Genomic DNA, 24,339 nt, shown 5'->3' with positions numbered 1-24,339 from the left:
TTGGAGGAACAACCATGAAACACACAGTATTCGCAATGGCGAGCGCCCTTGCAGCCCTCAGCTTTGCACCCGCACAGGCAGAGCAATCTATCGTGATCGGCCATGCCCTGTCACCCACGTCCCATTACGGCGTCGGTGCAGATGCCTTTATCGCCAAACTTGAAGAACTTTCAGGTGGCGAATTCACCGGAACCCAAGCCCCCGCAGGTCAGCTAGGCGGCGAACGGGATATGATCGAAGGGCTGCAAATCGGCTCTATGGATATGGTGATCACGTCCACTGGCCCGCTTGGCAACTTTGTCCCGGAAGTTTTCGCACTGGACCTGCCGTTTTTGTTCCGTGGATACGATCACGCCCGTAAAGTGCTGGATGGTGAAATCGGTCAGGAATTGCTGGCAAAAATCGGGGAAAACCAGCTTGTCGGTCTGGCATGGACAGAAAACGGTTTCCGCCACGTGACGAACTCCAAACATGCCGTGAAAACACCTGCCGATCTGGACGGGCTGAAACTGCGGACGATGGAAAACAAGGTTCACATGGAAGCATTTTCCGGCATGGGCGCATCCCCGACCCCGATGGCTTTCCCCGAACTGTTCACAGCGCTGCAACAAGGTGTTGTTGACGGTCAGGAAAACCCTGTGACTGTGATTACATCTTCCAAATTCTGGGAAGTGCAGGATTACGTTTCCCTGACGGGCCACGTTTATTCTCCGGCTATTGTTCTGGCTTCCCCGATCCTGATGGACGGTTTGACAGACGAACAAAAAGGCTGGTTCTACGAAGCTGCCAAAGCGTCTGCTGCGGCGACGCGGGCCGAAGTAAACCGTCTGGAAGAAGCAGGTGTAGAGCAGCTGCGTGAACATGGCATGGAAGTCATTACAGACATCGACAAAGCCCCCTTCGCCAAGCTGGCAGAGCCTGCTTATGCGGTTTACACTGACAAATACGGCACCGATCTGGTGACACGTATCCAAAACGTCGAGTAAGCGTTACTCACGGCAGGTGCGTATCAACAGCGCGCCTGCCTTTCCCTTCCTACATATTCATGAGGCACCCACATGCGCTTTTTCCTGCGCCTCGAAGACTTCACGACCGGGGTAGCGCTGAGGCTCTCCATTACTTTCCTGCTGATCGCAGCCGGTCTTGCCCTGTATCAGGTGATCACCCGTTTTGCCTTTGGCGCACCGTCAACATGGTCCGAGGTTATTACCCGCTCGGCGATGATCTGGTCTGTGTTTCTGGGGGTGGCCGTTGCTTTTAAACATGGCGCGATGATTTCGGTTGATATGATTCAGAACACCTTGCCGCCGCGCCTGGGTCTGGCGCTTTATGTGGTGGCAAGTCTGGGGTCGTTGATTTTCTTTTCCTTCCTGTTTTGGCAGGGCTATCTGATGACCCTGCGCGTCATCCCGCAAAGTCTTTCGGCCTTGGAAATTTCCATCGCATGGGTTTATGCGGCACTGCCGACTGGATCAGTTTTTATTCTTCTGGCTGTTCTGGCCTCTATCATTCGCGCGGTCCAAGGGGACTGGCTGAAAGCACGCAATAAGGAGGACGCACTGTGAACAGCGCACTCGGTCTTTCGCTCGCAATCCTGTTCGTTCTTGGTGTTCCGATTGCGGTTTCCATCGGGCTTGCATCTGTCATTGGCATTCAGGCAGATGGCCGCTTGCCCCTGCTGCTTATTGCGCAACGTATGTTTACAGGCATCGACAGCTTCCCGCTGATGGCGATCCCTTTGTTTATTCTGGCAGGCAACCTGATGTCTGCGGGGGGGATTTCCCACCGTCTGGTGGAACTGGCCAAATCGCTGGTCGGGGGCATTCAGGGGGGGCTTGCCTGTACATGTGTGCTGACCTGTATGCTGTTTGCTTCGGTGTCCGGATCTTCTGTCGCGACCACCTTTGCGATTGGCGCAATTCTTATTCCTGCGATGGTAAAACACAACTACCCCAAACCGCTGGCAGCTTCTATTCAGGCCTCTTCCGCTGAATTGGGTGTGCTCATTCCGCCTTCGATCCCGTTGATCCTCTACGGCGTGTCTACAGATACATCTATCGGAAAACTGTTTGTTGCTGGTCTTGGGCCTGGCGTGGTTGTTGCCGGATCTCTTATCGTGCTTGTGATGGTGATTTGTCGTCTGCGCGGGATCGGTAAAGACGACGGGATGGACCGCTCTAGTCCGGGTGCGGCGCTGCTTGCTGCGCTGCCCGCGATGCTGGTGCCTGTGGTGATCCTTGGCGGTATTTATTCGGGTATTTTCACCCCGACCGAAGCCAGCGCTGCCGCTGTGGCTGCCGCGCTGATCGTTGGCATGGGGCTGTATAAAGAGCTGAAATTTTCCGAGTTGCCGGAGATTTTGAAAAAGACGGTGATTTCAACCTCTGCGATCATGATCATCATTTCGGCCGCGTCGCTGTTTTCTTTCCTGATTACACGCTCCGGTCTGCCAAATGAAATAGCCCAGTGGTTCAAGGAAATCTTCGAGAGCCGGATCGCCTTTCTTCTGGCAGTAAATATCCTGCTGCTGATCGTTGGCATGTTCATCGAAACCTCGGCGGCGATCCTCGTGCTGGCCCCAATCCTGACGCCTATCGCGCTAAGCTATGGGGTTGATCCAGTGCATTTCGGTCTGATCATCGTGGTGAATCTTGCGCTTGGGATGATTACACCGCCACTTGGTGTGAACTTGTTCGCGGCCTGTTCGGTGGCGCAGTTGCGGGTGGAAAAGATCATTCCCCAACTGATCTGGTTTGTGCTGACGGTTTTCGCGGCCCTGATGGTTATCACCTATGTTCCGGCGATTACGCTGTGGCCGGTTGAATGGATATTTGGAGGCTAACGGATGTTGATTGATTGTGTAGGTCTTGGCTCGATGGGGCTGGGAATGGCGAAAAGCCTTGTTCGTGCGGGCTTTGAAGTGCGCGGATTTGATCCGGCGGCGGCGCAGGTTGACCTGCTGTGCGACGCAGGCGGAAAACCACGGACGCAAGGCGACGCGCCCGCAGATGTGGTGGTGTGTACGGTGCTGAATGCGGATCAAACCCGCAGGGCACTGTTCGGGGAAAACGGCGCAGCAGCGCGGTTGCGCACGGGCGGGGTAATTGTTTCTTGTGCGACCGTGGCACCGGCCTTTGCCAGTCAAATGGAAGCAAAGGCAACAGACCTTGGGCTGCTTTATCTGGATGCGCCCATTTCCGGGGGTGCAATCAAAGCGGCACAAGGGCGGTTATCCATCATGGCGTCCGGTTCCAAGGCCGCTTTCGCAGGCGCAGAAGCCGTGCTCGGCGCGATGGCCGAAACCGTTCACCGGCTGGGGGATCACGCTGGTCCCGGTTCTGCCATGAAAGCGGTGAACCAACTTCTTGCGGGGGTGCATATCGCCGCAATGGGCGAAGCGATGGCCTTTGGGGCATCACAGGGGTTGGACCCTGCGCAGATTGTGGATGTTGTTTCTGTTTCCGCAGGCACATCGTGGATGTTCGAAAACCGTGGTCCCCATGTGGTACAAGGCGATTACACGCCCCATTCCAAAGTGGACATCTGGCTAAAGGATCTGGGCATCGTCGGTGAAATTGCTGCCGCCGCGGATTTGCCTGTGCCGATTTCTGCCAATGCGCTGGAACAATTCACCGCCGCCTCTGCTGCGGGGCTGGGCGATGAAGACGACGCAGCCATTGCGAAATTCTTTGCCCGTCAGGGCGGCATCAAACTTTTGGGGGATAATTGATGTTACTGGGATGTATCGGAGATGATTTCACAGGATCAAGCGATCTGGCGAATACGCTGGCCAAATCCGGTATGCGCACAGTTCAGTACAGCGGCGTCCCAACCGAACCCGCAAGTGCAGACGTTCAGGCGGGTGTCGTCGCGCTGAAATCCCGTTCGATCGCCCCTCAGGACGCAATCCGCCAGTCACTAGAGGCTTTGGCCTGGCTGCAAGCCCAAGGGTGCCAGCAGATATTCTTTAAATATTGTTCCACCTTTGACAGCACAGCGAAAGGCAATATCGGCCCCGTTGCCGATGCGTTGGCGGATGCTTTGGATGCCCATAACGTTATCATCTGCCCCGCGTTTCCGGGGGCGGGGCGGTCAGTCTATCAGGGATATTTGTTCGTCAAAGATGTTCTGCTGAACGAAAGCGGCATGGAAAACCACCCTTTGACCCCGATGAAAGATGCCAACCTGCGCCGTTTGATGGCGGCGCAAAGCAAAAACAACGTGGGGCATGTTTCGGCCGAGTCGGTCTTTAACGGGGCAGATGCCATCCGCGAAACCATGGCGGCTGAACAATCCGCAGGCCACCGTATGTTGATCGTTGATGCGCTGCGTGACAGCGACCTGATGGAAATCGGCGCAGCGGCGAAAGGTTTGCCGCTGATCACAGGCGGTTCAGGCGTTGCACTGGGACTGGCGGCCAATTTCGGCATCGCACCCGCACAAGTGCCGTGGACCGTACAAAACGGCAAGGCAGCCATCCTGTCGGGGTCCTGTTCTGTCGCAACACGCGGGCAGATCGCTTATCATATAGCCCGTCACCCCAGCCTGAAAATTGATCCAGCCGATGTTATCAGCGGCGCACAAACACCGCAAGAAACGGCGCAGTGGTTGTTCGAGACAAAGGGCCTGCCCCTAGCCTATAGTTCCGCAGATCCAACGGATGTGGCAGCGGTACAGGAAAAATTCGGCAGCGAAAAGGCGGCCAATGCGCTCGAAACCTTCTTCGGTCAAACCGCCGTCTGCCTTGCAAAACTGGGTGTATCGCGCATCCTGACCGCAGGGGGGGAAACATCCGGCGCCGTAGTTGAGGCGCTCGACTTCAAAACCTTGGAAATCGGACCAGAGATTGATCCCGGCGTACCGGCCCTGCGTGCAAGTGAACATCTGGTTATTGCGCTGAAATCAGGTAACTTCGGGACCGAGGATTACTTCGAAAAAGCTGCAAGTGTGTTGGGACAGGATTGATGCAGGAAAACGCGCTCCGCGAACACATCTGCCTGCTGGCAAAATCCATATTTGATCGCGGTCTGACTGGCGGCAGCACTGGTAATATTTCTGCACGCACGGATGACGGCGGCTTGTTGGTATCCCCCACAGGCACCAGTTTCGGTCGGCTTGACCCCGCCCGCCTGTCACGTTTTGATGCCAGCGGCGCCCTGATCGACGGGGATCCACCGACCAAGGAAATGCCCCTGCACAAAGCGTTTTATGACACACGCAGTTCAGCGGGCGCGGTGGTGCATTTGCACAGTTGCCATTCGGTCGCCCTGTCGATGTTGCCCGATACCGACCCCGAAAACTTCCTGCCGCCGCTGACACCCTATGGTATCATGAAGCTGGGAAAGGTGCGGCTGTTGCCGTACTTTATGCCAGGCGATCCGATGATGGGCGAAGCAGTTCGCGGCCTTGCGGGTAAACGCAGTGCGGTGATGCTCGCCAATCACGGTCCGGTCGTGGCCGGTAAGGATGTAGAGGCTGCCTGTAACGCAATCGAGGAACTGGAAGACACCGCACGGCTCGCCCTTATGCTGCGGGGAATGAATGCACGGGCACTAAGTGATACGCAGGTGCAGGCGCTGGTGACCAAATTTGATGTAGAGTGGGATGAATGACAAAGTTTTCTGCCAATCTGGGATTTCTGTTCACCGAACTTGACCTCCCCCAAGCGATCCACGCAGCAAAAGCCGCAGGATTTGACGCGGTGGAATGTCATTTCCCCTATGAAACACCACCAGAACAGATGAAAGCAGCTTTGGGGGAAACCGGCCTGCGGATGCTGGGATTGAATACATGGCCGGGGAACCGCGAAGCAGGTGATTTCGGACTGGCCGCATTGCCCGATCGTATTCCCGAGGCCCGCGCCGAAATCGCCCGCGCTGTGGAATATGCAGCAGCGGCAGGGGTAGATGCGGTACACGTGATGGCGGGGCGCACAGATTCTGGCACCGCGGCTGAAGACTGTTTTCGCTCCAATTTAAACCATGCCTGTGATCTGGCCGCTAAACACGGAATTAATGTGTTGATCGAACCCATCAACACCCGCGATGTGGCGGGCTATCACCTGTCCACCACGGATCACGCGGAACGGATTGTTGACGCGCTGGCGCGACCCAATCTGAAAATCATGTTTGACTGCTATCACATGCAGATCATGCAGGGCGATCTGGCGAAAAATCTGGAACGGCTTTTGCCAAAGATCGGCCATATCCAAATAGCCGCCGTCCCCGACCGTGCCGAACCGGATCACGGCGAAGTGGATTACCGCTGGCTTTTAGCACACATCGCTGCGCTGGGGTATCAGGGCATCATTGGTGCGGAATACCACCCGAAAGACACAACAACCGGCGGTCTGGGCTGGATGGATGATCTAAAGAACGACCGCTGCTGACTGACATCGACAGCGCATACGCTCGTGGATCGTCGCCAACTCAAGCGCCGCAAGTTTGAACGGCATGTGCGGCACCGTCACATTGTTCCCAACGGCTGATGGATTATTCAGCTCTGCTCCCTTAAGCGGTCAACGTACAAAAGCAGGCTTATTTGCCAGAAGATTGACCCGCTTGATAGGCAATCAGATCACAAATCTTGCCGATCTTCAGCCCGTGCAAGCGCGCATAGGGTACCAAATCATCCAGCCGCGCCATGGTGCCGTCAGGGTTCATGATTTCACAGATCACCCCCGCAGGCGAGCGCCCTGCCATACGGCTGACATCCACGGCGGCCTCGGTATGGCCCGCGCGGGTTTGCAAACCGCCGTCTTTGGCCCGCAGCGGGAAAATATGACCTGGTGAAATCAGGTCACCGGGGCAAGCATCCTGCGCAATCGCCGCTGCAATGGTGCGCGCGCGATCATGGGCAGAAATACCCGTAGTCACCCCCTCTTTAGCCTCGATCGAAACGGTAAAGGCCGTCTGATGCGGGCAGGCATTCGTGGGGGTCATCGGCGGCAGTTCTAGGCGATCCACCACCCTCCCATCCAGCGCCAGACAGATCAGCCCGCAACCCTCGCGGGCCATGAAATTGATCGCGGCGGCATCAGCGGCATCCGCAGGAATAACCAGATCCCCCTCATTTTCGCGCCCCTCGTCATCCACCAGAATGAACATCCGTCCGGCAACCGCTTCGGCAATAATCTGCTCGGGGCCAACGATCACATCCGCCTCGGTGATATTCAAAGTAATCATGTTCATTTCAGACCCTCGTTCATCCCTGCCCGCCTGTAACAAGCGGATTTTTTCAATCTAGTATTTCACTTGTATACCAGATAAAATTGCACAGAGTCAACGCCCCCCGGTCGCCATAGGTTCTGACCTAACTTAACTGATCGAACAGATATTTTTCGCTAAGATCATACAACTCTGTCAAGGCCTTACAGGCCATATCCGCATCGCCTTCGGCAGCGGCACGCACCACGGCGATGTGCTGTTTCAGGGCTACAATCAAACCGGGTTTACCCAGTTGCAAATGCCAGAATCGCCGTACCAGCGCATGGACGGGTTGCATGGCATCAGTCAGAAACCGATTGGACGCCGCCAGATCAATTTCGCGGTCAAATTCACTATCCAGGGCAATGTATTGCGTCAGGTCGCCCGCCTCGGCGCAGGCCTCCATTTGATCGGCATATTGCGCGAATTTGGCCCGCTGGTCTTGGGTTGCACGATCGGTGCCACGGCGGATCAAACGGATTTCAACGCCACGGCGAAACTCGATCAATTGCAACTGGCTTTTCAGGTCTATTTCCGTCACCACAATCCCGCGCCGCGGCAGGATTGCCACCAGATATTCGCGCTCCAGACGGCGCAAAGCCTCGCGGATCGGGGTCCGGCTGAGGCCAAGGGACGCCCCCAACGAATTTTCCGACATCAACGTACCGGGCGGAATTTCCAGCGACACGATCTGATCCTTGATCGCGTTATACGCAGTGATCGCCAAACCCTCTAGATCCTTGTTCGGAGAGGTCAAAATTGAAGTCGATTGAATCACTGCGGTTACCCCGTTCAAAGAAATGCGTCCCTTTGTATACCAACAGTTCACCAGAACGCCAAGCGGCACGTTTTCCCACGCCTGTGCAGGCCTAAGCCTCCTGCGGCCAAGACCCGTCCACGAATTCTACTCCGGCCTTAATCAACTCCGCCTCAAGCCCGAGAATATTATACATAGAATTGCCAGCCTCCAGTTCCGTACGAAACTCTTGCTCTTTGGCAAGCCGCGCCTCGGCGTTGTCCAACGCAGCGCCAAGGTCTTTTGGCGACACCACCAAAACCCCGTCCCCATCCGCAACAATCAGATCGCCCGGGTACACCGTAACCCCTGCAACCACCATGGGAACATTCACTGATCCGGGCCCGCGTTTTTCGGGATGGGACACCGAAACAGCCGTGGAAAAAACCGGAAAACCCATCTCGCGCAGGCGGTCACTGTCCCGCGCGGCACCGTCGATAACCGCGCCTGCAAGCCCCTTTGTCTGGGCATAATGGGTAATCACATCGCCCCATAAAGCCCCCTGCGCACTGCCCCCGTTGGTGGCCACAACCACATCGCCCGCCTCGGCCAGATTTGCCGCGACATGCAGCATCAGATTATCACCGGGGTAGTTGAACGAGGTCACAGCCTGCCCGCAAATCCGCGCGCCCTGAAACATCGGGCGCATGGCCACTGACATCAAAGACTGCCGCCCTACGATGGCCCCCAGACCTTCGTGCAAATCGGCCACACTGATCAGACGGGCGCGCTCTATGAGCTGCGGATCAATACGCGGGATTTGGTTGTAAATGATTGGTTTCATGGGTCTATTCGTCTTTCTTTGAAGCAAAGGATGCCGGTTCGAAGGTGTAAAAAAACGGCCCGCAACCAACTTGTATACCGAAAGAATACTAATAAATTTCAAACGCAGTCAAGACCCTGCTGCCACAGCAGAAACAACGTCAAAAGCAATATAAATTCGGGGGCAAAGGGCCAGTTGCGGGCTTTGGGTTTTTGCCCCGTCAGCCGATTTCAATCACAGATAAATCAAACTCTGCATCATGGCCCCGAATGCTCAGAACCCCCTGACCGTAATCCACCGTATGTTCATAGCGCCCACGGGACAGGGCCTCTGTTTCAATTACCAGAGAGTCCGTATCAGTAAGCCCGATAAACACAATTTTATCGGCTTCAAAAGACGGCCGCTGCGGATCGTCTGCCATGTTAAATCTGCTGATCCTGTCATAGCCCTGATCTACCCCTTGGGGTTTGGCGTTGAACACAAAACTATCCGATCCAGCCCCGCCGCGCATATAGTCGTCACCGCCAGCCCCGCGCAGAACATCGTGACCTGCATCGCCGATCAAGACATCATCGCCACCGCCGCCGTAAATCCGGTCATTCCCAGAGCCGCCGTAGAGTCTATCCCTCTCCTCGCCTCCTTTCAAAACGTCCTTCTGGCTACCCCCGAAAATCGTGTCCTCGCCCCTGCGGCCAAACAATGTGTCACGGCCTGCTTCCCCGAAAATGGAATAATCATAGGCACCCCCAAACACCAAATCATCTCCGCCAGCCGCATAGATCGTTGGAAAGACTCGGCTTTCAATTTTTGAACCGTAAATCACGTCATCCCCGTCAGAGGTTGTAACCGAATATATATTCTCCATTTCAACCGTACGCTGGTACGTTTCGCCTTCGATACTGCGCTGCCAATTGGCTTCACCCGCGTCGAGATCAACAAAAATATCCGCATCGACCTTTTCGATGGTCAGCGCGAAATCATACTGGCCGTAGCCAATCCCTGTCACATTATCCGTAACATCCCGTTCCAGATCGCTTCCGGACAGAAATATTTTGCGCCCCACCAACAGGTCATCACCCTGCCCGCCCCGCGCGTAGCCAGAAAAATAGTCACCGGTCGTTTCAAAACCAATGTCGCCGCCCAAAAGACTCAGAAAGGCGTCATACCCCGCATCGCTGCTGGTCAGATTGGTATCACGGGTAGGGCTTTCAGGAAGCACGATCTGCGCCGCCGCATTGAACAGATCGTCCATCTGCACGGTTAATGTTTCGTCGAGGGTCATAGAAATCAACCTGCCTTCGTCCTCTGGTAGGTTGTTTGCATGTTTGGCAGGAATGCGTGCCATAATTTCAATGCTGGTCACACGGCCGGAATAGGTGCCATCCGCATTCCGTTTCAGCCCTGCCCCTTCAAACACAAGATCATACCTATGTTCGGGACTAACCAGTTTTGGCGAAAACTTCTCAAAGACAAGCTGCGTTGCGCCCGTTTCCGAAACCTCTGGCTGAACACCGTTTCGAAGCCCCCGCACAACCCCGTCTTGGAAACTGATCTTGTCGGGATACCACAATGAAAAAAAGGGGTAGCCGATTTGATTGAAAAGCGCGGTTTGGTCGATAATTGATGCCATTGCTGAACGTCCTAAAAATGTTTTTCGCCTAAAAATCGGGTATAGTTAGGGGCAGCATAGGATAGGTTCCTTACATCTGTCACACCAAAAATAGCCAGAGTTGGCGGCATATCCCGCGCACCCCGCGCGTCCACCTATTGGAAACCGCGCAGGGCTTTAGGGTTTCGGCACATCAATCCCATAGGTGCGGGCCGCCGTATCCCAATAAAGTTCCGATTTCTCGGTATCGGAAAAATCCGCAGTGGTCTTCTTTAGCGCATTCCACAACGGCACATACCCGCAGGAATGTCCGTCGGCTGGAAAGTTGCTCTCCATCATGGCGCGCTCCACGCCAAAGGCCTCGATCCCCGCCAGAACAAAAGGACGCCACGCCGCCGCAAGCTGGTCACTGCTGGCAACCCCTGTACCCGCGTCAAACCCGAACCCCCAGAACGGCATCCCGAACCCGCCAATTTTAGCCGAAACATTGGGCCGCTTTGCCAGTTCTTGCAGCGCCCCCTGCCACTTTGCGAACAGATCAGCCCGCTGCGCAGGGGCCAGACCCAGCCCCATGGCAAAACCCAGATGGTTCAGAATAATCGGCGTGTTCGGAAAGGCATCTGCCAGCGCCGTCAACTCGGGCAATTGGGTGTGAAACACCGCCGCATCAAAGCTAAGCCCCCGCGCTGCAATTGCGCCAAACCCCGCATGAAACGCCGCTGTTTCCATCATCCCCGCTTGGGGCGGATCAAACATAAAAGCATTTGGCGCGGGGTCGGGATGCCACAGGGTCACCTGACGAATGCCGCGAAACCGCTCTGGCGCGGCAGCCTGATGGGCATCAAGCGTTTCACCCACCCGCGCCCCCAAAGTCAAATCCGCAAACCCCACAATCGCCGCATTCACACGGCACGGCCCGTATTGCCCGCTTGCGCTCATGGCGGCGATGCCATTGGCAAATTCCACCTCGCCCACGGGGCGGATCGGCTCGGGGCCATCAGCGCGCATAAAGGCACGGCTTTCCACATAGACCGTGGACAGAACACGGTGCCCAAGGGCAATGTCCGCGCTCAATTCGTCTAGCAAATACCGTGCGGCGGGGCGGTCAAACAAATGGTGATGGGCGTCAATGATCGGCAGATCCGGTTCAAAAACCGGCTCCTGCGCACCGTGAAATCGCTTCTTCATGACAGGCCTCCTGTAGTGGCATCTTCCAGTATCAGCGCAGCGGCTTTTTCCCCGATCATCAGGGCAGGCGCATGCAGGGCTGCATTTGGCAGGCGGGGCATGATCGCATTATCCGCCACCCGCAGCCCCTCAACGCCGCGCACCCGCAGGCGCAAATCCAAGACAGCATCCTGCGCAGGCCCCATCGCGCAGGTTCCGCATTGATGATAGGACGTGCCCGCCCCCTTGCGGATCGCCGCCACCAGATCCGCATGGCTTACAACATCCCGCCCCGGTGCCATTTCACTACGGATGTATTTCGCGATGCTCGGCTGGCGCATCACCGCGCGCATCCGGTCCACCCCTTTGGCCAGAATGTGAATGTCGCGCGGATCACTAAAATAGCCCGTATCCACCTGCGGGTTGACCAGCGGATCCGCCGAATGCAACGAGACCTGCCCCCGACTGAACGGCGTACCTTGATAAATCGTCAGCCCGAACCCCTGTTGTTTCGGCAGTAAATCCCACAGCCCCTGCCCCCCACTGGGCGGCAGGGCAGACAGGAAAACCACCTGCATATCCGCCAGTTCCAAATCAGGATCACTGCGAAAAAATCCCCCGACCGACGCGAAACTTTCCGACAGCACCCCCCTGCGCCCGACCGCATAAGACACCGCCGCCCGCGCTATCCCAAAAGGCGACATGTGATTGCGCGCCGTCACAGGGGCGCTACATTGCCATTGGGGCCGAAAACATGGATGGTTTTGCAGGTTTTTCCCCACCTGCGCAGAGTCCGCCACGATCTTGATCCCCTGTGCGGCTAAATCATCCGCAGGGCCAACCCCCGAATGCAACAACAGCGCAGGGCTGTTGATCGCGCCGCCGGATAAAATCACCTCGGCCTCCGCATGGATGCACGTCACCCTGCGTCCGATCTGCACCTCAACCCCGATGGCGCGGGCCTTATCAAATAACACCCGCCGCACCCGCGCGTTTTTGCGGATGGTCAGGTTTGGTAATTTCTGCGCAGGCCCCAGAAAAACCCGCGACGCGCTTTGCCGCACCCCGCGATCAATGTTCACATCATACCAGCCCAGCCCTTGGGGATGGTTGGCGTTCAAATCCTCCACAATCGGCAGGCCGCTGTCTTTGGCAGCTTCAAGGAAAGCATCACAAATCGGCAAATCAGGCTTGGCTTTACGCAACTTCAAAGGCCCGTCCGCCCCGTGCCACGCCCCTGCACCGCGAAAATTAGACTCTGATTTCAGGAAATACGGTAGCAGATCGTCAAAGCCCCAGCCCGCACAGCCCATCGCAGCCCAAGCATCATATTCGCTGGAATGCCCCCGCGCATAAACCATGCCATTCATACTGCTGGACCCGCCCATGACGCGCCCCTGCAACAGGGTCATCTTGCGATTGTGCAGCGCAGGGATCGGCTGGGTTTCAAAGTTCCAATTGTATTTGGCAAAAGTCCCTGCCGCAAATCCAAGACCGGGCACCCGCAAAAACGGGTCGCGATCACCGCCGCCTGCCTCTAACAGCAGCACCCGCGCGTCTGATCCCGTGGCCAGCCGTGCCGCAACCACACTGCCCGCCGCCCCTGCCCCGACAACAATGTAATCATACCCCTCTGCCACCATCAGATTTATCCCTGTGTTTCCACAATCTTGGCCAGCACCCGCAGGGTCGTGTCCAAATCCGCGCTGGAAATATCTTGAAACAACAACCGCTCGCTTTCACGGGCGTGGTCCACAATCGCATCCAACCGCGTTTCTCCGGCGGGGGTCAGATGAACCTTTTCGCTGGCATCCACAGTCAACAGCCCCAAACCGACCACTGCACGCAACACCTCTTGGCAGGAATGCAAGTCGAGGAACAATTCATGGGTCAGCTTATCAAGGCTGCGTTCGGGATAGGTGCGCACCGCCTGCAACAACCGCGCCTCCATCAAAGACAATCCCAGCCCCGCAGATTTCCGCCCCTTTTCCAGACGGGCCGCGATGGTGCTATAGGCCCGCACCATGCCAATCGACAGCAGGTTTTCTTCCAGCCGCGGCGCCGTGCCCCCAAGTGCGCTTTCGGTAAAAACACGGGTCGCGGGGTGATCCACAGACACCGCGTAACGACCCTTGGCAAACAACAGCGGCTGGCGATCAAAGCGGCGGAAATGATCCACCTGCCCCACAAGGATCAGATGGTCGCCCCCGTCATAGGTGGTGGCCAGCCCGCATTCAAAACTGGCCGTGGTATCCGGCAGCAAAGGCGCGCCACCCAGACCAGGTGTCCACTCAAGGTCTTTGAACTTGTCAGGGCCGGATTTGGCAAACCGCTGGGACATATCCATCTGGTCATCCGACAGGATATTCACCGCAAAATGGCTGCATTTTTCAAAGGCGGGGAAACTCTTGCTGTCATATTTGATCGACCATAACACCAGCGGCGGATCCAAAGACACCGATGCAAATGAATTTGAAGTCAAACCATATGTCACCCCGTCAACACAGGTGGTGATCACCGCAACCCCCGTTGCAAACTCGCCCAATGTGCGGCGAAACCCGTCTGGAACGGTGCCGGGGTTGCCTTCTTCAACTGGATTTTTCATCAAACTTTCCCTCATAGATATGCCGCGCTCTGCCCCCGTTTGCAGGGGACAGAAGACCAGCGCAGGCTTAGGACATCAGGTTTTCACGCAGGGTGCTGCCCGCATATTCACTGCGCAAAAGACCGCGTTTGCGCAGGATCGGCACAACACCATCGACAAATTCATCAATCATGCCGGGTTTGGTGGGCGCGCTCAGGTTAAACCCGTAGCCACCACTTTCACGCCACAGCTCTTCCAGTTTATCGGCAATCTGTTCTGGTCCGCCCACCAACTGGGGCATTCCCATAGACAGACCAATCTGAATCGCCGCCTCGCGCACCGTGACCGGTTTGCCAGAGCCGCCCTCCATCTGGGACAGGGCCTGCGCCATGCCTCGCGACGCATTGGTTTGCAATTCTTCAAGCGGCTGATCCAGATCCAGCGTGCTGCAATCCACCCCCAGTGGCGCGGACAACCGGCTTAACCCCGCTTCCAACGGCATCCGTTCGCGCAGATCCGCAAGACGCTGTTTCGCCTCGGCCTCGGTGCTGCCGATCACATATTGCGTGCCAAACAGAATACCAATCGGGTCTTTACCCTGTTCAATCGCCGCCGCGTCAAACCGTTCACGGAATTTGCGCATGGCGGTGATGTTGGGCTGGATCGCAAAAATCGCATCCGCATGATCCACCGCAAAGGCCATGCCGCGCCCCGAAGACCCCGCCTGAAAAATCACCGGACGCCCGCCTTGGGGCGATGGCATGGTGGGCGAGACCGCCTCACATTTGAAATATTTACCCTCGTGTTTGACCTTTTTGATCTTGGAGGGATCACCAAAAATTCCTGCCTCGCGGTCCATTGGCAGGGCACCCGGTTCAAAACTGTCCCACAGCGCGTAGCAGACTTCCATAAATTCATCCGCCACATCATAGCGTTCGTCATGACCCATCAAGGGCTGCCCCAGCGCCTTGTGCTCGGCCTGCATATGGCCCGTCACCACATTCCACGCCACACGCCCGCCCGTGATGTAATCCAGCGTCGAAAGACGGCGGTACACAATATACGGATGCGAACCCGCTACTGAAATCGTGATCCCAACCCCCAGATTTTTCGTCGCCGCCGCCATGGCTGCCGCCACAGGCGAAGGATCATGGGTCGGCCAGACCACACCATATTTGATCGGCGTTTCAGGCCCGCCTTTATACTGATCGGACGCCGCAGGCGTATCCGCGAAAAACGCCGCATCAAAGCCGCCACGTTCCAGCGTGCGGGCAATATGCTGCCAGTGTTCAAACCCGCCCATTCCGGCAAGCTGTTGGTCATTCTCACTGGCCCAGCTTAATGCGGTATGTGTGATTGGCGAATGAAAAAACATGTGAACAAGATGCATGTGGTTCATAATTTCTCTCCCTTTTTCGGCGCGGACAGGGTGTTGTTCCCTCTGCGCTTTTCTTTGATGTAAACTTGTATACCAGATGTATATCAAGTAATTTTTCCGCCAAACGCAAGGGCCTGTTTTTGCAAAAGACCACTCAGTTTTTCCGTTTGACGGCGTTTTAAGCGCCCCAAGGGCGGCGTCAGTCCTAATCCATAAAGAGCGCAGGCAAAGTCAGCGAAATCGCCGGAATATAGGTCACCAGCCCGACCACAGCCAATTCGACCAGCACCAGAATCCACAGACTTTTGACAATCTTGCCAAAAGGCACCTCACTGATCGCAGCGGCAGTAAACAAGGTGTAACCAAAAGGCGGAGTCATCAGCCCAACCCCAAGATTTACAATCAGCATGATGCCCAAATGGACTGGATCAATGCCCAATTGCGCGCCCAACTGCACCAGAAACCCTGAAAACACGATCATGATCGCGATAGTGTCCATCAACATCCCCACCAGCAGCAGGAACAGGTTCAACAACAACAGGATCAGAATGCGATTGTCGGTGATATTAACGATAGACTCCGCCACCCGCTCTGCCAGTTGTTCATAGGCTACGATCCAGCCGAACACCGTCGCAATGGAAATCACAAAAGCAATAGACGCCGATGTATTAACCGAGCGCAGGATAATCCCCGACAGCATATGCCACTTTAATTCGCCGTGCAGGAACAACCCCACCAACAGGCCATAAGTGATCCCGATCACCCCTGCCTCGGTTGGGGTAAACACGCCGCCATAAATCCCGCCAAGAATAATCACAGGGGCCAGAAGCGCCCATTTTGCATCCCATGTGGCCAGTCCGAATTCCCGCAGGCTCGCCCGTGTATCCACACGCGGAATATCGGCCCAGCGGGCGTGAATATTACACACAAGGACCAGCGCAGCGGTCATCAAGACCCCCGGCAAAATCCCTGCGAAAAACATCCGTGGCACCGAAGTATTTGAAATCACACCCCAAATCACCATCGGAATAGAGGGCGGGATCAGAATCCCAATCGGACCATAAGCCGCCGCCAAAGCTGCCGCAAAACTGCGTTTGTAGCCGCGCTTTTCCATCTCGGGGATCATCAACTTGCCAATGGCCGCAGTGGTCGCAGGGGCCGATCCCGAAATCGCGCCAAACATCATCGCGGATAAAACCGCCACCATGCCCACCCCGCCCCGAAACCGCCGCGCCACCACCATGGCCAGCTTCACCAGACGGTTTGACAACCCGCCCGTGTGCATCAAATCCCCTGCGATAATGAAACAAGGCAGCGCCAGCAGCGCAAAAACGTCGATGCCCGCCACCATCTGCTGCACTGTCACAACCGGATCAACCCCGATCGCAACAAGCGCCGCAATACTGACCAACCCAATGGCAAACGCATAAGGTACACCCAACAGCAACAAAAACGCCGAGCCGCCCAAAAGAATCCAGTCAACCAAAGTCATTTCACGGCATCCTGTCCCAGATCAGCGCCCGCAGATGTGGTCAGCATCCGCGCAATATGGGCCAGCACATGCAGTGCAATCAGCCCGCCAGACACGGGAACCGAACTATACAGGAACCCCGCAGGATAGCCGATCGCCGCCGAGGTATTGTCCCAAACCAGATCCGCCAGCCGCCAACCGTTGTAGATCAGAAAAACGCCAAAGCCCCCGACCAGAACATGGATGAAAACCTCAAGCGTTTTACGCGCTCGACCGTCCAGCAAATCCAGCACAAAGGTCAGGCGCAGATGCTCTTGGGTGCGCACACCGTAACTGGCCGACAACAGTGTCGCCCAGACGAACAGGAACGTGGACAGTTCCTCGGACCATGACAAAGGCGCGTTCAAAAGATACCGGAATATCACCTGCAACAGCAGCGCCGTTATAAACCCCGCCGCCAGCGTCACCACCAGCGCGGCGGACATACGGGCGAGCCAGAAGCTCGCCCTGTCCAGACTGTTCACCACCATATTCACATCAGCACCCTCCCCGGTCCTGTTGATCTTAATCGCTTAGGGCCGCAAGCCACGCGTCCAACCGCTCAGAACCGATTTTGTCACGGTACCCTTCGTAAACCGGCTGCATCGCCTCGCGAAAGGGAGCGGGTTCGGTGACGTCATTGATTTCAATCCGGCCCGCAGCACGCAACCCGTCCAGAATTTCCCCTTCAAGCCCCGCACTGCGCGTACGCTGCACCCCGCAAGCGGATTTAGCCGCCGCTTTCAACGCGGTTTTCTGACTGTCCGACAACCGCCCGTACGAGGCTTTGGAAATCATCACAGGCGCAACCGAATAGACGTGTTTGGTCAGGGACATATAACTGGCGATCTCGTCCAGATTGGCCGCAGCGACCACCCAAGCCGGCACTTCCAGACCGTCAATCGCACCCTGCTGGAACGCCGTGATTGTATCCCCCCAGGCCATCGGAACCGGATTGCCGCCAAGATTTTCAAACATCCCGATGAAAATCGGGCTTTGCATCACGCGGTATTTCGCGCCCACAACATCCTCTTTTGATGTGACAGGACGTATATTGTTTAGCATGTGGCGATAGCCGGATTCGCAATAAGCCAGCCCGACGATGCCCTTGGAGTCCAGCTCTGCCAGCAGATCATCCCCAAGCGCACTGTCCAGAACCTTGGCCGCTTTATCCTGATCGGCGTATAAAAACGGCAGATCATTCACCACAAATTGCGGCACCACATTTGCGATCACCGAATTGGTCACAATTGCCATATCCAGCGTCCCAAGCTGCATACCCTGCATCATTTCCTTTTCATCGCCCAACTGGCGATTGGGAAAGAATGAAACGTCAAACTCCCCCGGTGCCGCCGCCTCTAGCGCCTTTTTCAGTTCCAGATAGGCGATTTTATAAACGTCATTATCCGAATCAGATGTGGCCGATCCCATGCGCAATTTGATCGGCTCGGCAAAGCTGGCCGTCGCCAAAAGTCCAACCGCAACTGCGGCGGCAAGGGTCTTGGATGCCCGTGTAAATACTGTATTCATTGTCTTCCTCCCGACTGTTGAAAGCGCGCGTTTCAGGGCAAATGGATCCCCCTCGATCCCTTCTCTTTGCCACAAAACCCTCTGCACTCGACTTGTACTCTTACTGTATACAAGATGATTTTCAACAGATATTTTACCCCCGCAAAAGGCTATCTGGAAAATCTAAAGCCTGAAACATCAGGCTGGACGGTCGGGGGATTTTGGGAAAACGGTTAGAAAAAAGCACTTAGGCCTGAATTCCACCCACCGCAGCAGATAAAAATCAAATCGCAAGGTTCTCACGCAAAAAGCCGCAGCGCAGATAAGGGACCCCCCTGCCCGCGCTGCGGCTCTTAGCTTTTTGCAAAGCTCTTAAAACGCCTGCGCAGGCAACCACAGGGCCAGTGCTGGGAAAAGCACCAGCACCGCAAGCCGCAGAATATCAGCCACGATAAAGGGGAAAATACCTTTGATTACTGTGCTTTGCGGCACATCTTCGGCGGCGGCCTGAACCACGAACAGGTTCATGCCAATGGGCGGCGTAATCAGCCCGATCTCGGCGACGGTCACCACTACAATGCCAAACCAGATCAGATTGAAATCCAGTTCCAGCGCCAAAGGCACAAACAACGGTACGGTCAGCAGGATCATCGACATGGAATCCATGAAACAACCCAGCACGATATAAAAGATCAGAATCAGCACCATCACAGACAGCGGGCTCAGCCCCGAAGACCGGATTTGTTCAATCAACAACTGCGGCAGCCCGGTGTTTTCAAGGAAGAAGTTAAACAGCGCCGCGCCGATCAGAATGAAAAAGATCATCCCCGTCAGTCCAGCCGTTTCAAACACTGCCGCACCCAAAGTGGTTCTGTTCAACTGTCCCGAAAACAACGCCAATAGGAACGCACCAACGGCACCAACGGCCGCGGCTTCCGTCGGGGAAAACCAGCCCAGATAGATCCCGCCGATCACCAGCAGGAATAGCAGCAACACTTGCCAGACTTCACGCAGATACTTGAACCGCTCGGGCCAGCCTGTGCGCTCTGACAATGGGGCAACATCCGGTTTAATGCGCACAATCACCATAATCGCCGCCGCATAGAATAACGCGCCCAGAACACCGGGGATCAGCGCTGCAATGAACAACTGCCCGATGGAACTTTGGGTCAACAACCCATAGATCACCAGCAGCACGGACGGCGGGATCAAAACCCCGAGCGTCCCCCCCGCAGCGACCGTCGCCGTGGACAAGGACGGATCATAACCATGCCGTTTCATTTCCGGCAAAGCCACACGCCCGATGGTGGCAACCGTGGCCAAAGATGACCCGCAGATCGCCCCGAAAAACGCACTCGCCCCAACAGTGGTAATCGCCAACCCGCCGCGCCGATGCCCGATAAACGAATTAATCGCCGCAAACAAAGACCGCGACAGCCCCGCGTGGGATGCAAAAACCCCCATCATAACGAACAGCGGAATAACCGAAAACGAATAGGGAAACAGGGATTCAAACGGGCTGGATCCAAGGATATAACTAACCCCCATCCAACCATTCAGATACCAATACCCCAAAGCCCCGATCACCCCCATGGAAATCGCCACAGGCACCCCAAACGCAATCAGCGCCAAAGCCGCGATAAAGCCGAACAGACCCAAAAACGCATCACTCATGGTTCATCTCCCCTTTGAGTGTCGAGAAAAGACCCGCAAGGATCGCAATCAAAGACGCCGCCATCCCCGCCAGCAGCGGATACCAATACCAGGCAATCGGAATGCCAAGCTGTTGGGACTTATCCCCAAACATGGTGCGGGTTTCAAAGGTGCGGAACCCTTGCCACAGCATCAGGCTGACCAGCCCAAGCGCCAGAACCGCCGCAAAAATCCGCAGCGGAACCCTTAGGGGCAACGGTAAAATATCCAGCAGAAAATCAACGCTGACATGAGCCGCCGTCATAAACGCAAAAGGAATAACCAGCCATGCGCCGGTCACCACGAACAGTTGCACCAGATCAACCACGCCGCGGATCGGAAAACCAACCTTGCGCCCGATAACATCTACCACCGTGACAATCGCCGCCGCGCCGTAGGATAACACCCCCAGCACCGCCAAGGCGTTCACCAACACCCGCGCCAAATTCACAATCTGTCCCACCGCTTTCCCCTTCGTTCATAAAATGCCCCGACCCAAAGGTTAACTCGGGTCGGGGCACAGATCACAGACGCACGCGCCTTAGTCTTTATGGGCCGCCTCATAGGCCGCAATCTTGTCTTTCATCGCTTGATAGATTTCATCGGCATTTTCAACGCCGGACTCTTTCACCGATTGCAAATAAGATGCCATCATCGGCTCAAGTGCGGTTTCCCAACGGGCCCGTTCCTCGGGTGACAGTTCGGTGATTTCATGCCCCGCATCAATCGCGTCCTGACGGGCTGGCGCATCCCAAGCATCCCACCAGTCGCCAAATTTCGCGACCAGATCAGCGCCGGAATATTTGTCGATACAGGCCTGCGCCGTGTCGGACAGGTTGTCATAAGACCGCTGGTTCATCACATAAAAGAACGACACCGTATAAGCGCCCAGATCAAGGTGATAGTTCAGCACCTCGTTCAGGCCGAAACTTTTCACCGGATCCCACGGGAACACCGTCCCGTCGATCACGCCCCGTTGCAGGCTTTCATACACTTCACCGGGCGGCAAGCCCTGTGGATCGGCACCCAGATAGGACAGCATTTCAGAAACCGCAGGGCTTGGCGTGCGAATCCGCAGACCCGCCATGTCTTCCATTGTGGTAACTTTTTTCTTGTTGGTGTGCAGCAAACCACCGTTATGGGCGTGCAGCGCCAAAACTTTCAGGCCTTTGTATTCTTCGGACAAATACTCTGGCAGCATCTCCCAAAGCACCGTGCTGGCCGCGCCCGCATCATCGGTCAGGAACGGCATGTCAATCAAAGACGTGCGCGGGAACCGACCGCGCGGAATCCCGTGCAGACCGTGGGCGATGTCAACAACACCCGCCATGACCTGTTCCTGCTGGCGGGCCACATTGCCCAATTGCGTCCCTGCGGGCGAGATTTCAAACTGCACTTCGCCGTTGGTGCATTCCGTAACCTGCTCGGCCCAAGGCGCGATGAAATCGGTGTGAATGCCGTGAACAGCAGGCAAATAGTGGCTGATTTTCAGCGTGGTCTCTGCCTGTGCAACACTGGCCGCAGCCGCGCTGACCAATGTGGCCACAACGGCAGCACTGGTTTTTAGTTTAGGGGTGATAGACATGGTTTTTCCTCTCCAGATTAATCGTATTTTAAGTGTTAAACATCACAATGACAGCTTGATTTTCTGGCCCGCTTTGGCCCGTGAAACACAGCTCATCATCCGTTTGCTTTCGGCCCGTTCCGTGCGCGTCAAAACCACATCACGGTGGTCGATTTCGCCCTCCAGAACCGCAACCTCACAAGACCCGCACAGCCCTTCGCGGCAATCGCAGCCAATATCAATACCCGCCGCAAGGATCACATCCAAAAGCGTTTCATCCGCCGCAACCTGTAAGGTCATGCCAGAATCCGCAAGTTCGACCTCAAAGGCGGTTTCCTTTTCGGGGTCCAACCCCGTGGTGTTGCTGCTGAAATGTTCGAAATGATAGCTGCCCTCGGGCAAATCCGCCGTCAAAGTCTCCAGCGCGTCCAGCAACCGTTGCGGGCCACAGGAATAAATTTGCGCCGCTTCTGGCAGGTCGGAAACCAGCCCCGCCAAATCCAGCTTATCCCCCTGATCCGCAGGATACACCGTCACCGCATCCCCGTGATCCCGCGCAATCCGGTCCAGAAACGCCATCGTTTCCCTGCCCCGCCCCGCATAATGCAGCGCATAGCTTTTGCCCAAGGCTTTCAACCGGTCCGCCATAGCAATAATCGGCGTAATCCCGATGCCGCCCGCAACCAACACATAATGGGGCGCAGTTTCATCCAGTTGGAACAGGTTCGACGGCCCGCGCAATTTAATTTCAGCGCCCTGAACCAGCGTGTCATGAATATGACAAGACCCGCCCCGCCCTGCGTCTTCACGCAGGATCGCCACTTGAAAACGGCCATCTTGGGGATCACCACACAGGGAATACTTGCGATCAAAATCCCCGACACACAGTTCGATATGCGCGCCCGCGCTCCATTTGGGCATGGCGCGGCCCTTACAATCTTCCAGCGTCAGACCCAGAATACCATTCGCCTCTTGGCGCAGGTCAACCACACGCACTTTGCGCGCAATATCGCGCCGTGCAGGCGCCCCCACAGGGAAATCCACCTGCGCCTGCAAGGTTTCCGCTTTCAGCCGTTCGGGGTTCTGCGCAGGATCCCATTCGACCCACAGATGATCCGGCCCCCGAAACGAGGTGTTGGGTAAATAGGTATACTCCTGCTCTGCCAGTTGCAGATGCGGCAGGCGGCGGGTGACCTCTTCCAGAAAAGTGCGCATTTCCATCCGCCCGATGTTCTTGCCCATACATTGATGGGCGCCATAGCCGAACGTCAGATGATCCACCGCATTGTCACGGTAAATGTCAAAGGTGTCGCCGTCTTCAAAATGCCGCTCGTCCTGATTGCCAGAGGCCTGCACCACCAGAATTTTCGCCCCCTCGGGCAGATCCACCCCGCCCACCGTAGCAGGCCCTGTAGTCTGACGCCGCCAGGCTACAATCGACCCTGCATAGCGCAAACATTCCTCAACCGCATTGGGGATCAGGGATGGATCGGCGCAAATATCATCCCAAGCCTCGCGGTGGGTCAGCAAGGTCTTGAACATATTGGCAGACGCCAATGATGTGGTTTCATGGGCAGCCACAATGATCGCCATCATCATGGAATGCACATAGCTGTCGGTGACGATTTCAGGGATTTCAGCATTCAGGCGAATGGTGTGATGCATCCAGCCCGTGCCATCTTTTTGGGCGCGCATCTTTTCAATAACCTGCCCCGCATATTGCCAGAACTGACCCACATCATGTGCCACCTCAACCTGCTTTTCATCCGACGGCTTGCCCCAGGTGTTCACCGAATGGGCCACCGAAAACGTGCGCAGCGTTTCAATTTCATCTTCGGGCACACCCAGAAAGGTTAAGGCCACCACCAGCGGAACCTCATACAGCATCGCATCCACCAGATCGACGCGCCCCTCATCTATCATCGCATCAATCTTTTCCCGCGTCAGACGGCGCACCATGTCTTGATGCACTTCCAGATTGGCAGGGCTGAAATGATCCAGCAACGCACGGCGGCGCTCCATATGGGCAGGCTCGTCCTCATTCACCATGGTCCGCGCCATGGCGTAATCATAGCCCTTCAGAATCTCCACCGCCTCTGGCGTGGCAGGGGTGATTTTTTCCAGAACATTTTTCGGGGAATACAGAATATTATCGCGAAACACCGCCTTGATGTCATCATAGCGGGTCACCACCCAATACCCCAGTTTGGGCGCGTAAAACACTGGCAACTGGTCGCGCGACCAACGCAAAGCCTCGGCAGGGTCCAATTGATAAGGGCCTTCAAACGCATCAAAACCACGGGCCAAATCCGCAGGATCTCCCATTGGGCAGCCCGCCGCCGCGGCGCTCTTCACCGATCCTGAAAACGGACAGGTTTCAGTTTTAGATGTATCGCCGCCGATTGCCTGAGCCATCCGGTCGCCTCCTCTCGATCATGATGCTGGAATTTCCTGATACGTAACTAATAATGAACATGCAATAACTATTATCGTTACACATTGTGCAAACATCCCTATAGTAACAGTTGCCCCACGGCCCAAATTGCTTAACAGGTCACTGGC

General features: G+C 56.0%; 21 protein-coding genes and 1 pseudogene. 7 read left to right on the top strand and 15 right to left on the bottom strand.

The window, feature by feature from the left end; all coding sequences use genetic code 11:
• Window positions 1-14 precede the first annotated feature (14 nt).
• The 7 genes from GGE09_RS19570 (at window position 15) to GGE09_RS19540 (ending at window position 6,388) form a co-directional block, all read left to right on the top strand.
• Window positions 15-986, top strand: coding sequence for a TRAP transporter substrate-binding protein (locus tag GGE09_RS19570; protein ID WP_309747879.1), 972 nt, complete (start codon window positions 15-17; stop codon window positions 984-986).
• Between the two features lie 72 nt (window positions 987-1,058).
• A complete protein-coding gene (locus GGE09_RS19565) occupies window positions 1,059-1,565 on the top strand; it encodes a TRAP transporter small permease (protein ID WP_309747878.1) in 507 nt (168 codons plus the stop codon).
• Complete coding sequence (locus tag GGE09_RS19560) at window positions 1,562-2,842, top strand: TRAP transporter large permease (protein ID WP_309747877.1); 1,281 nt, start codon at window positions 1,562-1,564, stop codon at window positions 2,840-2,842. Before GGE09_RS19565 ends, GGE09_RS19560 begins: the two co-directional genes overlap by 4 nt.
• A gap of 3 nt (window positions 2,843-2,845) precedes the next feature.
• Window positions 2,846-3,730 carry an L-threonate dehydrogenase gene (gene ltnD / locus GGE09_RS19555; RefSeq protein ID WP_309747876.1) on the top strand — a complete coding sequence of 295 codons (885 nt, stop codon included), beginning with the start codon at window positions 2,846-2,848 and terminating at the stop codon, window positions 3,728-3,730.
• Window positions 3,730-4,965 (top strand): 3-oxo-tetronate kinase, encoded by a 1,236-nt coding sequence (gene otnK, locus GGE09_RS19550; RefSeq protein ID WP_309747875.1) that lies wholly within the window; start codon window positions 3,730-3,732, stop codon window positions 4,963-4,965. The genes ltnD and otnK overlap by 1 nt, the downstream gene beginning before the upstream one ends.
• Complete coding sequence (locus GGE09_RS19545) at window positions 4,965-5,612, top strand: aldolase (RefSeq protein ID WP_309747874.1); 648 nt, start codon at window positions 4,965-4,967, stop codon at window positions 5,610-5,612. Before otnK ends, GGE09_RS19545 begins: the two co-directional genes overlap by 1 nt.
• The gene (locus tag GGE09_RS19540) at window positions 5,609-6,388 is read left to right on the top strand and encodes a TIM barrel protein (protein ID WP_309747873.1); all 780 of its coding nucleotides are present in this window, start codon (window positions 5,609-5,611) and stop codon (window positions 6,386-6,388) included. The genes GGE09_RS19545 and GGE09_RS19540 overlap by 4 nt, the downstream gene beginning before the upstream one ends.
• A 172-nt stretch (window positions 6,389-6,560) precedes the next feature.
• Here GGE09_RS19540 and ribB read toward each other — a convergent pair.
• The 15 genes and pseudogenes from ribB to GGE09_RS19465 all read right to left on the bottom strand — a co-directional run.
• A pseudogene (gene ribB / locus GGE09_RS19535) lies at window positions 6,561-7,184 on the bottom strand (3,4-dihydroxy-2-butanone-4-phosphate synthase); the annotation flags it as partial.
• 127 nt (window positions 7,185-7,311) lie between these two features.
• Window positions 7,312-8,001 (bottom strand): GntR family transcriptional regulator, encoded by a 690-nt coding sequence (locus GGE09_RS19530; RefSeq protein WP_309747872.1) that lies wholly within the window; start codon window positions 7,999-8,001, stop codon window positions 7,312-7,314.
• Window positions 8,002-8,074: 73 nt separating this feature from the next.
• The gene (locus GGE09_RS19525; RefSeq protein WP_309747871.1) at window positions 8,075-8,785 is read right to left on the bottom strand and encodes a 4-carboxy-4-hydroxy-2-oxoadipate aldolase/oxaloacetate decarboxylase; all 711 of its coding nucleotides are present in this window, start codon (window positions 8,783-8,785) and stop codon (window positions 8,075-8,077) included.
• 199 nt (window positions 8,786-8,984) lie between these two features.
• Entirely contained in the window at window positions 8,985-10,394 is a 1,410-nt protein-coding gene (locus tag GGE09_RS19520; protein ID WP_309747870.1) for a calcium-binding protein, read from the bottom strand.
• Window positions 10,395-10,550: 156 nt separating this feature from the next.
• Complete coding sequence (locus tag GGE09_RS19515; protein ID WP_309747869.1) at window positions 10,551-11,561, bottom strand: amidohydrolase family protein; 1,011 nt, start codon at window positions 11,559-11,561, stop codon at window positions 10,551-10,553.
• Entirely contained in the window at window positions 11,558-13,183 is a 1,626-nt protein-coding gene (locus GGE09_RS19510; RefSeq protein WP_309747868.1) for a GMC family oxidoreductase N-terminal domain-containing protein, read from the bottom strand. Before GGE09_RS19510 ends, GGE09_RS19515 begins: the two co-directional genes overlap by 4 nt.
• A gap of 5 nt (window positions 13,184-13,188) precedes the next feature.
• Window positions 13,189-14,145, bottom strand: coding sequence for a flavin reductase (locus tag GGE09_RS19505; RefSeq protein ID WP_309747867.1), 957 nt, complete (start codon window positions 14,143-14,145; stop codon window positions 13,189-13,191).
• Between the two features lie 67 nt (window positions 14,146-14,212).
• Window positions 14,213-15,523, bottom strand: coding sequence for an NtaA/DmoA family FMN-dependent monooxygenase (locus tag GGE09_RS19500; protein WP_309747866.1), 1,311 nt, complete (start codon window positions 15,521-15,523; stop codon window positions 14,213-14,215).
• Between the two features lie 184 nt (window positions 15,524-15,707).
• Complete coding sequence (locus tag GGE09_RS19495; RefSeq protein ID WP_309747865.1) at window positions 15,708-16,994, bottom strand: TRAP transporter large permease; 1,287 nt, start codon at window positions 16,992-16,994, stop codon at window positions 15,708-15,710.
• Window positions 16,991-17,503, bottom strand: a complete 513-nt coding sequence (locus GGE09_RS19490) for a TRAP transporter small permease (protein ID WP_309747938.1) — start codon at window positions 17,501-17,503, stop codon at window positions 16,991-16,993. The genes GGE09_RS19495 and GGE09_RS19490 overlap by 4 nt, the downstream gene beginning before the upstream one ends.
• 34 nt (window positions 17,504-17,537) lie before the next feature.
• On the bottom strand, window positions 17,538-18,542 hold the full coding sequence (gene dctP, locus GGE09_RS19485) for a TRAP transporter substrate-binding protein DctP (RefSeq protein ID WP_309747864.1): 1,005 nt from the start codon (window positions 18,540-18,542) through the stop codon (window positions 17,538-17,540).
• Window positions 18,543-18,893: 351 nt separating this feature from the next.
• Window positions 18,894-20,195 carry a TRAP transporter large permease gene (locus tag GGE09_RS19480; protein WP_309747863.1) on the bottom strand — a complete coding sequence of 434 codons (1,302 nt, stop codon included), beginning with the start codon at window positions 20,193-20,195 and terminating at the stop codon, window positions 18,894-18,896.
• The gene (locus GGE09_RS19475) at window positions 20,188-20,676 is read right to left on the bottom strand and encodes a TRAP transporter small permease (RefSeq protein ID WP_309747862.1); all 489 of its coding nucleotides are present in this window, start codon (window positions 20,674-20,676) and stop codon (window positions 20,188-20,190) included. Before GGE09_RS19475 ends, GGE09_RS19480 begins: the two co-directional genes overlap by 8 nt.
• A gap of 78 nt (window positions 20,677-20,754) precedes the next feature.
• On the bottom strand, window positions 20,755-21,798 hold the full coding sequence (locus tag GGE09_RS19470) for a TRAP transporter substrate-binding protein (protein WP_309747861.1): 1,044 nt from the start codon (window positions 21,796-21,798) through the stop codon (window positions 20,755-20,757).
• 42 nt (window positions 21,799-21,840) lie between these two features.
• The gene (locus tag GGE09_RS19465) at window positions 21,841-24,192 is read right to left on the bottom strand and encodes a cytochrome P450/oxidoreductase (protein WP_309747860.1); all 2,352 of its coding nucleotides are present in this window, start codon (window positions 24,190-24,192) and stop codon (window positions 21,841-21,843) included.
• Window positions 24,193-24,339: the final 147 nt, after the last annotated feature.

This window comes from Roseobacter sp. N2S, from assembly GCF_031454055.1.
GTDB lineage: Bacteria > Pseudomonadota > Alphaproteobacteria > Rhodobacterales > Rhodobacteraceae > Amylibacter.
Note: the sequence above shows the minus strand (reverse complement) of the source record. Positions and strands in the feature narration are given on the sequence as shown.